This window comes from Luteimonas galliterrae (genome assembly GCF_023374055.1).
Lineage (GTDB): Bacteria > Pseudomonadota > Gammaproteobacteria > Xanthomonadales > Xanthomonadaceae > Luteimonas_C > Luteimonas_C galliterrae.
Genome location: NZ_JAMBEP010000004.1, coordinates 17149 through 29274, shown reverse-complemented (window position 1 = coordinate 29274; position 12126 = coordinate 17149). Strand labels below are relative to the sequence as shown.

General features: G+C 65.7%; 12 protein-coding genes. 5 read left to right on the top strand and 7 right to left on the bottom strand.

The genetic code is table 11. From position 1 onward, the window contains the following. Positions 1–85 precede the first annotated feature (85 nt). Both M2650_RS14460 and M2650_RS14455 read left to right on the top strand, forming a co-directional pair. Entirely contained in the window at positions 86–562 is a 477-nt protein-coding gene (locus tag M2650_RS14460; RefSeq protein ID WP_249475743.1) for an Lrp/AsnC family transcriptional regulator, read from the top strand. Positions 563–674: 112 nt separating this feature from the next. Next, the gene (locus M2650_RS14455) at positions 675–1712 is read left to right on the top strand and encodes a pyridoxal-phosphate dependent enzyme (protein WP_249475741.1); all 1038 of its coding nucleotides are present in this window, start codon (positions 675–677) and stop codon (positions 1710–1712) included. Between the two features lie 26 nt (positions 1713–1738). Here M2650_RS14455 and M2650_RS14450 read toward each other — a convergent pair whose 3' ends face one another. From M2650_RS14450 to glnA, 6 genes are all read right to left on the bottom strand, one after another. Beyond that, on the bottom strand, positions 1739–2482 hold the full coding sequence (locus M2650_RS14450) for an N-acetylmuramoyl-L-alanine amidase (RefSeq protein WP_249475739.1): 744 nt from the start codon (positions 2480–2482) through the stop codon (positions 1739–1741). A 59-nt stretch (positions 2483–2541) separates the two neighbouring features. Then, on the bottom strand, positions 2542–3381 hold the full coding sequence (locus M2650_RS14445; RefSeq protein WP_249475737.1) for a hypothetical protein: 840 nt from the start codon (positions 3379–3381) through the stop codon (positions 2542–2544). 362 nt (positions 3382–3743) lie between these two features. Continuing rightward, positions 3744–5159 carry an ammonium transporter gene (locus tag M2650_RS14440; RefSeq protein ID WP_249475735.1) on the bottom strand — a complete coding sequence of 472 codons (1416 nt, stop codon included), beginning with the start codon at positions 5157–5159 and terminating at the stop codon, positions 3744–3746. Positions 5160–5178: 19 nt separating this feature from the next. Beyond that, positions 5179–5517: a P-II family nitrogen regulator gene (locus M2650_RS14435; RefSeq protein WP_249475733.1), complete on the bottom strand. Its 339-nt coding sequence runs from the start codon at positions 5515–5517 to the stop codon at positions 5179–5181. 36 nt (positions 5518–5553) lie between these two features. Next, a complete protein-coding gene (locus M2650_RS14430) occupies positions 5554–6312 on the bottom strand; it encodes a TorF family putative porin (protein ID WP_249475731.1) in 759 nt (252 codons plus the stop codon). Between the two features lie 216 nt (positions 6313–6528). Continuing rightward, complete coding sequence (glnA, locus tag M2650_RS14425; protein ID WP_249475729.1) at positions 6529–7938, bottom strand: type I glutamate--ammonia ligase; 1410 nt, start codon at positions 7936–7938, stop codon at positions 6529–6531. Between the two features lie 371 nt (positions 7939–8309). Here glnA and M2650_RS14420 point away from each other — a divergent pair, with 371 nt between their 5' ends. The 3 genes from M2650_RS14420 to M2650_RS14410 all read left to right on the top strand — a co-directional run bounded on the left by M2650_RS14420 (position 8310) and on the right by M2650_RS14410 (position 11252). After that, entirely contained in the window at positions 8310–9113 is an 804-nt protein-coding gene (locus M2650_RS14420) for an undecaprenyl-diphosphate phosphatase (protein ID WP_249475727.1), read from the top strand. Continuing rightward, entirely contained in the window at positions 9110–10306 is a 1197-nt protein-coding gene (locus tag M2650_RS14415; protein ID WP_249475725.1) for a benzoate/H(+) symporter BenE family transporter, read from the top strand. Before M2650_RS14420 ends, M2650_RS14415 begins: the two co-directional genes overlap by 4 nt. A gap of 100 nt (positions 10307–10406) precedes the next feature. Then, positions 10407–11252 (top strand): META and DUF4377 domain-containing protein, encoded by an 846-nt coding sequence (locus M2650_RS14410; protein WP_249475723.1) that lies wholly within the window; start codon positions 10407–10409, stop codon positions 11250–11252. 148 nt (positions 11253–11400) lie between these two features. Here the strand turns inward: M2650_RS14410 and M2650_RS14405 are convergent, their stop codons facing one another. Next, the gene (locus tag M2650_RS14405; RefSeq protein WP_249475721.1) at positions 11401–12018 is read right to left on the bottom strand and encodes a YbhB/YbcL family Raf kinase inhibitor-like protein; all 618 of its coding nucleotides are present in this window, start codon (positions 12016–12018) and stop codon (positions 11401–11403) included. Positions 12019–12126 lie beyond the last annotated feature (108 nt).

The window sequence follows — 12126 nt, the reverse complement described above, 5'->3', positions numbered from 1 at the left end:
GCCCGCCCATGCGATGCTTTGCGGCAAACTCATGCCGGGCTGCGCGTTTTTTCGTCGCCCGCGCCGGCTTCGGAGCCGCAAAAAAATGGAACTCGACCGTTTCGATCGCCAGCTGCTCAACCTGATCCAGGACGACGCCGCGCAAACCGCCGAGCGCCTGGCCGAACAGGTCGCGCTATCGCCTTCGGCGATCCAGCGCAGGCTGCGGCGACTGCGCGAACAGGGCGTGATCGTGCGCGATGCCGCGGTCGTCGATCCGCGCAAAGTCGGGCGCCCCACTTTCTTCATCGTCTCGCTGCAAGTCGAACGCGAACGGCCGGAACTGCTCGCCCAGTTGCGTACCTGGCTCGCTGCGCAGGCGCCGATCCAGCAGGTGTTCTACGTGACCGGCGAAGCCGATTTCGTACTGGTCATCACCGCGCCCGACACCGAGACCTACGACGGGCTGATGGCGCGCATGGTCGCCGACAATCCGAACGTGAGGCGGTTCACCACGAATGTCGCGCTGAGCGTGGTCAAGCAGGGAATGACGATCCCGGTTCCGTTGGAAGCTCCCGGATAGAGCGACGCGGTTTCGCAGTTGCCGGCGTCGGCTTTCGCCACCACGCCTGTTTTCCGCAAAAGCGCGCCTGATTTCGCCGCCCGGCGTCGGCCGGCGCCGGCAAACTGGGCCTATGACCCGCCCCCGCTCCGATCTCGACGCCGCATCCTTATCGAAGGAATTCCGGCGGACGCCGTTGCTCGAATTGCCCGAACTGGCGCGGCGCGCCGGCGTCGGCCGCGTCTTCGTCAAGTCGGAAGGCGAACGTCCGCTCGGCAATTTCAAATCGTTGGGCGGCATGTTCGCCGGCTTGCGCGCGCTGGCCCGGCATGCGGGCGTGGCCACGCTCGCCGAGCTTTATGCGCAGCGCGCCGCTTTGCCGCGCCTGATCTGCGCCAGCGACGGCAACCACGGACTGGCGGTCGCCGCCGCTGCCGCGCGCGCCGGCGCGAAAGCGTCGATCTATTTGCCGACGGAAGTTGCGCGGTCGCGGGCCGTGCGCATCCAGGCGTATGGCGGCGACGTCGTGCGGGTCGCCGGCACTTACGACGACGCGGTCGACGCGGCAGCCGCAGCCGCGGCGAACGGCGAGGGGCTGCTTATAGCCGACACCGGCGACGATCCCGACGATGCGGTGGTCAAGGACGTGATGTCCGGCTACGGCTTGATCGCACGCGAGCTGGTGGTCCAGTTCCGCGATCAAGTCCGCGACCGCCCGAGCCACGTATTCGTGCAGGCCGGCGTCGGAGGCCTGGCGGCCGCAATGGCCGAAGGCTTGCGGGACTTGCTGCAGGCGCCGCGGAAATTGCTGGTCGTGGAGCCGGCATCGGCTGCGTGCGTGGCTCATGCCTTGGCGAGCGGGCATGCAGCGCCCATCTCCGGCGACCTGCGTACATCAGCGGGGATGTTGTCCTGCGGACGGGCTTCTGCGGTTGCACTGCCGATCCTGCAGCGGCACGGAGCTCACTGCATCAAGCTAGCGGAGCACTCATTGCGAGCGGCACCGGCTGCGCTACGCGAAGCCGGCGGACCGGAAACGACCCCCTCTGGTGCGGCCGGGGTCGCGGGCCTGTTGCACGTCGCCGCGCAACCGGCGTTGCGTGCTGCGCACCGACTCGACGTGGACAGCCGCGTGCTGTTGCTCGCCACCGAGGCCGCGATCGCCGATTGATGCGTGGCGTGACGCGGCGAGCGGCGCTATTGCGCCGAGTCCCGCGGCATTCGCGTCAGTGCATGCAGGATGCGCAGATCCTCGTCGTCCAACACGTCGGTTTCGATGCCGCGGAAGTGGCGATGGAAGGCGCGCACCGTCGCCGCGCGGTCGTCCAGCGGATAGCCGACCAGCTGCAGCGCGAGCCACGGGTCGAAACCGGCCGGCGGATCGCCCGCATCGGCATCGGGCCAGCGGCCGAAACCCGCATCGGCCAATTGCTTCCACGGGAACAGCCGGCCGGGATCGCGCTTGCGCGTAGGCGCGAAGTCGGCGTGCGCCACGATTTGGGTGCGCGGGATGCCGTGGCGTTCGCACAGGTCGTCGAGCAATCTCAGCAGGCCGGCGATCTGCTCGGGCGGAAAAGGCGATTCGCCGTCGTTGTCCAGCTCGATGCCGATCGACACCGAATTCACGTCGGTGATGGTGCCCCAGCGCCCCGGGCCCGCATGCCAGGCGCGCAGATCGTCGGATACCAGCTGGTACAAGCCGCCGTCCCTGCCGAGCAGGTAGTGCGCGCTGACCGGCCCGCCGCTGTTGCCCGTGCGCAGCGTGTCCAGGCTTTCCTGCACGCCGTCCTGCTCGGTCGCGTGCAGCACGATCAGGATCGGCCGCCGCGGCTCGTGGTTGGGCGACGGCACCCACTGCGCCATCGGGTTGCGCGGCGGGGCGTGGAAGCAGGCCGCCAGTAGGGCAGTCAGCAACAGGATGGCTAGCGATCGTGCGCGCATGATGGCATTGCAACCGTTGATCGCCGCTATTGCAAGCCTCGGTCAACGCAACGTCATGCCTACCGCGATCCTGCACAGAGCCATGCCGGATCTTTCGAATCCGTCGCCGGGCACTTGTACCGAACCAGCACGCCGGTCGATTTCTCGTTTTCCCTACCGGGCAGCCACGATTCCTCGGTGAACGTGTCGCCATCCGCGGATATCGTCACCGTGCCGTACTGGCCCGGCTTGCCGTTGGTCTTCATGACGTAGGCGATCTTGCGGCTGGACAGCCGGGTGATCGCGAACACGGTGTTCGGCGGCGCCGTCGGTCCGGAGAGCGGCAAGTCGCTGCCGTCGAAACGGCCGGTCAGCGTCTGCTTGTCGGTGGGAATCGCCCAGGTGAGCGTCCCGTCCGCATTCTCCGAGATGACGTAGCCGTCGGGCATGTTGCCCGTGTCGACTTCGGTGTTGCGCCAAGTGCCGGCCAGGCCTTCGCCGGCGCCGACCCGCGCGTAGTGCTTCTTGTGCTTGTACGGCGTGCCATCCGGCAGCACGCCGTCGGCGAGCACGGTCATTTGCTTGCCGTCGGCGGAAATCGTGCGGTTCGACGTTTCCGTGGCCTTGCCGTCGATCTTGATCGTCGTCTGCCAACTGCCGTCCGGCAGTGGTTTCCAAGCGATGCTGCGGTTGCCGGCGGTCTTGTAGTCCTTGCCGTCGAGGCCGAAGTCGTAACTCAGCGTCGCGCCGTTGGAGAAGTGCATGCGGCCATCGCCGAGATCGCGATACTCGACGGTTTCGGCCACGAGCTTGCTGCGCGCGGCGTCGAATTTCCATGAGCCGACGAAAGGATTCTCGGCCGCGGCCGCCGCGCCGGGAGCGCATAGCGCCGCCATGAGCAGCCATGTCGATACCGTCATCCCTCGCCTCCTGCCGTGGACCGCGATCAGCTTATCGCCGTCGATGTGAATGCCGCTGCGCCCGTTTCGCCGCGCAGACGATCCCGTGCGCTCAACCGAACACTTGCGGATAGACGAGACCGCCGTACAGGACGTGCCAGATCAGATGGCCATTCCCGCCCGCAAGCCAAGCCCGACTATCACCGATACGGGCAAGGCCGGTCCCGTTGCAGTACCGAGCTCCGCTTCCGTAGAGTCGAGCCTGCTCGACTGCTTTTTTCGTCCGGAGAGCGAATAGGTACGCCACATTTTTCGAGCAAGAGCAGTCGAGCAGGCCCGACTCTGCGGGGGCGGGTTGGGCGGCGGAAGCCGCCCACCTTGATTCAAGCCTCGTAAGCCGCTTCCCCGTGCGAGGTGATGTCCAGGCCTTCGCGTTCGGCGTCTTCGCCGACGCGCAAACCGAACGCGGCCTTGGCGATCAGGAACGCCACGACCGATACCACGCCGATCCAAACGATGGTGATGCCCGCGCCCAAAGCCTGGATCGCGACCTGCTTGGCGATGCTGAAGTCCGCAGCACCGGTGCCGCCCAACGCAGGCGCGGTGAACACGCCGGTCAGGATCGCGCCGACGATGCCGCCGATGCCGTGCACGCCGAACACGTCCAGGCTGTCGTCGGCTTTCAACAAGCGCTTCAACCCGTTCACGCCCCAGACGCAGATCACGCCGGCCGCGGCGCCGATCGCGATCGCGCCGAGCGGACCCACCGTGCCGGCGGCGGGCGTGATCCCGACCAGTCCGGCGACCGCGCCCGATGCGATGCCCAGCACCGAGGATTTGCGCTTGGCGATCTTCTCCACCAGCGCCCACGCCAACAGCGCCGCCGCCGTGGCCAACAGCGTGTTGAGAAAGGCCAGCGCCGCCGTGCCGTTGGCTTCCAGCGCCGAACCGGCGTTGAAGCCGAACCAGCCCACCCACAGCAGCGCCGCGCCGATGAAGGTGAAGGTGACGTTGTGCGGCTTCAGTGCTTCGCGGCCGAAACCCAGGCGCTTGCCGACGAAATACGAGCCGACCAGGCCTGCGACGCCCGCATTGATGTGCACCACCGTGCCGCCGGCGAAATCCAGCGCGCCCTTGCCGAACAGGAAGCCCGGCGCCGCCCACACCATATGCGCGATGGGCAGGTAGCCGAAGGTGAACCACAGCACCGCGAACAGCAGCACCGCGGCGAACCGCGCGCGCTCGGCGAACGCGCCGACGATCAACGCGCCGGTAATGCCGGCGAAGGTGGCCTGGAACGCGACGAAGGCGTATTCCGGCAACTTGAATCCGGCCGAGAACGTATCGGCCAAGCTATCGACGCCGACGCCTTTGAGGAAAACCTTGTCCAAGGTACCGATCCAGGCGCCGCCGCCGGCGAAGGCCAGGCTGTAGCCGTACGCGACCCACAGCAGCACCAGCAGCGAAAATACGCTGATCACCTGCGCCAGCACCGACAGCACGTTCTTGGAGCGGACCATGCCGCCGTAGAACAAGGCCAGGCCAGGCACCGTCATCAGCAGCACCAACAGCGTGGAAGTCAGCATCCAGGCCGTGTCGCCCTTGTCGACCACCGGCGTCGGCGCGGCTTCTTCGGTCGCTGCGGGCGCGGCCGTTGTTGCCGTCGCGGGTTCGGCGCCGGTTAGCGCGGCGGCGTCCTGCGCCGACGCGTCGAAAGCGAACAGCGCGCCGGCGCACAAGGCCGCCAGCAACAACGCCTGCAAACGGGTCTTCCACCCGGAGAACGTTCGAGTCTTCATGGTTGCCTCCGTCAGTGGGTTAGAGCGCATCGGCGCCGAGTTCGCCGGTGCGGATGCGGATCGCCTGGTCCAGCGCGACGACGAAAATCTTGCCGTCGCCGACCTTGCCGGTGCCGGCCGCGGTTTGGATCGCTTCCAGCGCGGCGTCGAGCGTGTCGTCGGCGACGGCGCATTCGATCTTCAGCTTGGGCAGGAAATCGACCACGTACTCGGCGCCGCGGTACAGCTCGGTGTGTCCTTTCTGCCGGCCGAAGCCTTTGACCTCGGTGACGGTGATGCCGGACACGCCGGCTTCGGTCAGCGCGCCGCGCACGTCGTCCAGCTTGAACGGGCGGATGATGGCGGTGATCAGTTTCATGCGGTGTCTCCCTGCTGGGTAAGCATCGGCGTCTCCTCAAAAGGCCTTGGCGAAGGTGAGCGAGAACCTGCCGTCGGCGATCTCGTTGCCGAAGGCGTTGGTGTAGAGGGCTTGTTCCGCGTCGGTGTCGGTATAGGCGGCGGCGATCGAGAAGCCGTTGTCGAAGGCCTTGGTCACGCCGAGCTTCCAGTCGGCGTATTCGTAGGCCTCGTTGTTCTCGACCCATTGCTTGCCGCCGTGGACGTTCAAGGTCCAGCCGGGCGTGAATTGCCAGTTCATGGAAATATCGAGATAGCCGCTGCCGTCGGAGTCGGCATAACCGAACAGGTCGGTGACCGCGTACGAATACTTGGCGGCGAGGGCGACGGCGTCGGAAGGGCTGGCGCTAATGCCGACATAGATTTCGCCGGTGTCCGCGCTGTTGAAACCGGCCGGATAATCGCCGGGATACCAGTAGTAGAGCGCGCCGACGTCGTAGCCGAACTTGCTGTCGCCGAATTTGCCGCGATAGCCGAGATAGCCGTCCAGCTCCACGTCGCTGGAGATCGGCGCGGCGTCGCTGGACAGATCGGACAGCCAGCTGACGCTGCTGCCCCAGGCGCCGACGTAGAAACCGCCGTCGGCCGCGTATTCGACACCGCCCTGGACGGCGGGCTCTTCGTTGGTTTGGGAGACGCCGCGGAACAGATAGTCGCTGGTCAAGGCGACGGAGCCGCTAGTGCCGGCGTGCGCCTGCCCTGCGGCCAGCAGCACGAGCGATACAGACGATGCGATTGCGGTCTTGCGAGACGACATGACAGGCCCCTTTTCACGGTGAGCCCTCCCCAGTCATTGCTGCGTGCGCATTTTTTTGCGGCATGCCGGGCTTCGTCTTGGCCCGGTCGTGCTTGGTGCGGTTGTTTCCTCCTTCGTCCGGTGTCGATCTTGTGGGAGCGGCTTCAGCCGCGAGCTCTTGATTCCGCTTCGTTATCGAAGAGCTCGCGGCTGAAGCCGCTCCCACAGAAATCCAAATCAGATCGCGTAGTACATCTGGTACTCGAGCGGATGCGTGGCGGCGCGGAACGCGGTCACTTCCTTCATCTTCAGCGCGATGTAGCCGTCGATGAAGTCGTCGGTGAACACGCCGCCGGCCTTGAGGAACTCGCGATCCTTGTCCAGCGCTTCCAGCGCCTGGTCGAGCGAATGGCACACGGTCGGGATGCCCTTCTCCTCTTCCGGCGGCAGGTCGTACAGGTCCTTGTCGCTCGGGCCGCCCGGATCGATCTGGTTCTTGATGCCGTCCAGGCCGGCCATCATCAGCGCGGCGAAGATCAGGTAGCCGGAATTCATCGGATCGGGGAAGCGGATCTCGATGCGGCGCGCCTTCGGATTGGCGACGTACGGAATGCGGCACGAGGCCGAACGGTTGCGCGCCGAATAGGCCAGCATCACCGGCGCTTCGAAGCCCGGCACCAGGCGCTTGTACGAGTTGGTGGTCGAGTTGGCGAACGCATTGATCGCGCGCGCGTGCTTGAAGATGCCGCCGATGTACCACAGCGCCATCTGGCTCAGGCCGCCGTAGCCGTCGCCGCTGAACAGGTTCACCCCTCCCTTGGCCAGGGACTGGTGCACGTGCATGCCGCTGCCGTTGTCGCCGACGATGGGCTTGGGCATGAAGGTCGCGGTCTTGCCGTTGCGGAAGGCGACGTTCTTGATGATGTACTTCATGGTCAGCAGCTCGTCGGCCTTCTTGACCAGCGAGTTGAATTTGGTGCCGATCTCGCACTGGCCGGCGTTGGCCACTTCATGGTGGTGCACTTCCACTTCGATGCCCACCTGCTCCAGGGTCTTGCACATCTCGGCGCGCATGTCGTGCAGCGAGTCGAGCGGCGCGACCGGGAAATAGCCGCCCTTGATGCCGGGGCGATAACCGCTGTTGCCGCCATCGTATTCCTTGGCCGAGTTCCAATGCGCTTCTTCCGAATCGATGTGGAAGAAGGTGTGGCCCATCTCGTTGGCGTAGCGCACCGAATCGAAGATGAAGAATTCCGGCTCAGGGCCGAAGAAGGCCTGGTCGGCGATGCCGCTGGCTTTCAGATAGGCCTCGGCGCGCTTGGCGACGCCGCGCGGATCGCGGCCGTAGGCTTGCATCGTGGCCGGGTCGAGCACGTCGCAAACCAGCACGAGCGTGGGATCGGCGGTGAACGGGTCGAGGAAGGCGGTCGACGGATCGGGCAGCAGCACCATGTCCGACTCGTTGATGCCCTTCCAGCCGCTGATCGAGGAGCCGTCGAACATCTTCCCGTCCTCGAACAGGCCGGGCTCGATGATCGACTTGGGGAAGGTGACGTGGTGCTGCACGCCGCGCATGTCTGCGAAGCGCAGGTCGACGAATTCGACCTTGTGGTCCTTCATGAGTTTTTCGACGTTGTCGTAAGACATGGCACGGCCTTGGGTTGGGATACCCACTGCTATCGCAAGCCCCGTGCCAAAGAATAAAATATTGATTTTTATGAATTATTTTGAATGAAAATGCAGTAATCGCACCAAATTAGTGCGCCATTGTCAGTGTTGGCATCGTCATGGTGCAAACAGCCAATCGGCTATGCTGCGCCAGCGACGCGCTGTAGAGCGGAGCTTGCTCCGCTGCTTTAGTTCTTCGTAGGAGCGGCTTTAGCCGCGAGCTTTCCACCAAGACCTTCGGACCGGAAAAGCTCGCGGCTAAAGCCGCTCCTACAAAAGCGCAGGCGCAGAGCTGCGGGGCAAGCCCCGCTCTACAAAAACAAAACCGTTTCGGAGCCGTCTTTCGCCCCATGACCGACCTGCTGGCCGCCCTGCTACTGGGCATCATCGAAGGCATCACCGAATTCCTGCCCATCTCCAGCACCGGCCATCTGCTGATCGCCGAGCATTGGCTGGGACGGCGCTCGGACTTGTTCAACATCTCGATCCAGGCGGGCGCGATCCTGGCGGTGGTGCTGATCTACCGGCAACGTTTGTGGCAATTGCTGGTCGGTTTTCGCGACAAGCAGAACCGCGATTACGCGCTGAAGCTGGCGGTCGCCTTCGGCTTCACCGCAGCTGGCGGCCTGCTGGTGAAAGCGGCCGGCTGGGTACTGCCCGAAACCGTCGCACCGGTGGCCTGGGCGCTGATCCTGGGCGGCATCTGGATGATCGCGGCCGAGCAACTGGCGGCCAAGCGTGCGGAGAAACTCGGCGAGCGCAGCGAAATTTCCTGGACCGCGGCGGTACTGGTCGGCATCGCCCAGGTCGTTGCGGGCGTATTTCCTGGCACATCGCGGTCGGGCGCGACGATCTTCGTCGCGCTGCTCGCCGGCACCACGAACCGCGCGGCCGCCACCGAGTTCGCCTTCCTGGTCGGCATCCCGACCATGTTCGCCGCGACCGGCTACGAGCTCGTCGACGTCATGCGCAACGGCGGCGCGGCGCACGAGAACTGGGGCGAGCTGGGGATCGCATTCGTCGCATCGGCCGTCACCGCCTTCATCGCGGTGAAATGGTTGCTGCAATACATCCAGAGCCATCGCTTCACGGCGTTCGCGGTGTACCGCTTCGTGCTCGGCATCGCCTTGCTGTTGCTGGTGCCGGCTCAGTGAACGAACACGCGCCAGGCGGCGCCTCGCGTTACCTGCGCGATCTGTCGCTGTCGGCGATCGTCGCCGGCTTCGTCACCGTGCTGGTCGGCTTCGCCAGTTCGGCGGTGATCGTGTTCCAGGCGGCGCAGTCGCTGGGCGCCTCGCCTGACGAGATCAGCTCGTGGATCTGGGCGCTCGGCCTGGGCATGGGCATCACCTGCATCGGCCTGTCGCTGCGCTACCGCGTGCCGGTGGTGACGGCATGGTCGACGCCGGGCGCGGCGATGCTGATCACCACCACGTCGGGCTTGCCGCTGTCGCAAGCGATCGGCGCGTTCGTGCTGTGCGCGCTGCTGATCCTGGTCGCCGGCTTCAGCGGCTGGTTCGAGCGCGGCATGCGCAAGATTCCGCTCTCGCTGGCCTCGGGCATGCTGGCCGGCGTGCTGTTGCGTTTCGGGCTCGACGCTTTCGTGGCCATGCAGTCGCAGCTGGCGATGGCCTTGGCCATGCTCGTCGCTTACTTGTGCGGACGGCGCTGGTTTCCGCGATATGCGGTGATCGCCACGCTGCTGGTCGGCATCGCCATCGCTGCGGGCATGGGCACGCTGCGCCTGGACCAGGTGCATCTGCAGCTGGCGCGGCCGATCTTCACGATGCCGTCGCTGTCGCTAGCCGCGGTGTTCGGCATCGCGCTGCCCTTGTTCGCCGTCACGATGGCGTCGCAGAACGTGCCGGGCGTGGCGGTGATCCGCGCGTCGGGCTTCGACGTGCCGATTTCGCCGGTGATCGGCTGGCTGGGCGCGGTGAATGCGGTGCTGGCGCCGTTCGGCGCCTATGCGCTGAATCTCGCGGCGATCACGGCGGCGATCTGCATGGGCCGCGAGGCGCACGAAGATCCGTCCCGACGATACGTGGCGGCGGTATTCGCAGGCATCTTCTATCTGATCGTCGGTTTGTTCGGCGCCACCATCGCCGCGCTGTTCGCCGCATTTCCGAAAGAATTGGTGATGGCGATCGCCGGCATCGCGCTGTTCGGCACCATCGGCAACAGCCTGGCCGCGGCGCTGCGCGAAGAAGATGACCGCGAACCGGCGCTGATTACCTTCCTGGTGACCGCTTCGGGCCTGACGCTGGGCGGCATCGGTTCGGCGTTCTGGGGTTTGCTGGCCGGCGTGGCCGTGCTGCTGATTCTGCGGCGCCGACAGACGGCCTGAATCTCCACCGCGCGACGACGGGTGCGCTGTTAGGATCGGGCCGTTCGACCCCATCGGCGCCGCCGCCGCGTTTAGTGCCGTATCCCTCGGGAGATCCGCCATGAAACTCCGCCTCCTGCTGTTGTTGTCGCCGCTGGTCTTGGGCGCGTGCACGCCCGCCGACAAGAGTCCGTCCACCGAACCGCAAGCGGCGCCCGCACCGGCGGCAACGCCGGCCCCTGCCGAAACCAAGCTGCCGCCGGCCGACAGCGCGATGCTGGCCGGCTACCGTTGGACACTGGAATCGGCGACGGACGCGCAGGGCAAGCGCATCAACGCGCTGTTCCCCGGCGGCGACCGCGCGCTGTCCTTGAGTTTCGAAGGCGGCAACGTCGCCATCGGCGGCGGCTGCAACCGCCAGGGCGGCCAATACGAAGTCGATGCCCAAAACCAGCTCAAAGTATCGAGCCTGCGCTCGACGATGATGGCCTGCGAAGAACCGCTGATGCAGGCCGACAAGGCGATCGGCGCGCTGCTGGCCCAGCCGCAGCAGGCGCGCGTGGAAGAGAGCGAGCCGCCGCGCCTGCAGCTGGCGTCCGCGTCCGGCGAGAAGACCAGCTGGGTCGGCGAGGCCACGGCCGAAAAACGCTACGGCGGCGCGGGCGAAACCGTGTTCCTGGAAGTCGCGCCGCGGCGCATCGCCTGCAACCATCCCTTGATTCCCAACTACCAGTGCTTGCAAGTGCGCGAGATCCGTTACGGCGACAACGGCGTCAAGCAGTCGCCGCCGGGCGAATGGCAGCCGCTGTACGAGGACATCGAAGGCTTCGATTTCGTCGAAGGCGAGCGCAAGGTGTTGCGCCTGAAGAAGTTCAAGCGCGACCCGGTGCCGGCGGATGCTTCGTCTGTCGCTTATGTGCTCGACATGGTGGTCGAGTCGGAAATCGCGCCGGCCAAAAAGCCGTAACCGGTTCTTGCTCCTTGTGCGTAGCTTGCTGTGCTGCTCCGTTCTTGTAGGTGCGAATTTATTCGCACGCTCTTCATGGGATCAAAAGCGTGCGAATAAATTCGCACCTACGAACAGCGCGCCAAGCTCTACACATTCTGGGTGCCGGTCAGGCGGCCATGACCTTGGGGTTCAACGAATAGGTGCCGTGGGTCGATGCCTCGGCCAGCACATGGCCGTCCATCGCCTTGAGAACGTCCGCCGCGGTGAATTTCGCCGGCAATTCCAGCTTGGCGACATCGAGCGCGAACAAGCGGAAGAAATAGCGGTGCAGGCGCAAGTCGTTGCCCGGCGGATACGGTCCGTCGTATCCGAAGTAGTCGCCGCCCATGCCGGCATCGCCGGCGAACCAGCCGGTGTAGCCGTTCAAGCCTTGGCGCGAGCCTTTCGGCCCCTGCGGATCGCGCTTGCCGCGCTCGACGATGCCGTCGCTGCAGCTGCCGGCGGCGATCTCGCGCACGTCGGAGGCGATGTCGGCCATCGCCCAGTGCACGAAGTCGCCGCGGACGTGGCCGACGGGAATTTCCACGCCTTCCTTGCCGACGAGCGAAGGATCGGTGGGCGCATCGGGATCGATGCACAGCAGCGCGAACGAGCGCGTGCCGGCCGGCGCGTCTTCCCAGGCCAGGTGCGGGTTGCGGTTGCCGCCGAAACCGTCCATGGCGCCCATCGCGAATTCCGGCGGGATATGGTGGCCGTCGTGGAAGCTGTCGCTGCGGATGCGCATCGTGCTGCTCCTGGATGACTGTCGGTGATTATCGTCGCCGGACGATCGTCAAGGAAGCGGCAAGGCCCCCAACCTAGCTGTCATCCCGAGCGCAGCGAGGGATGACAG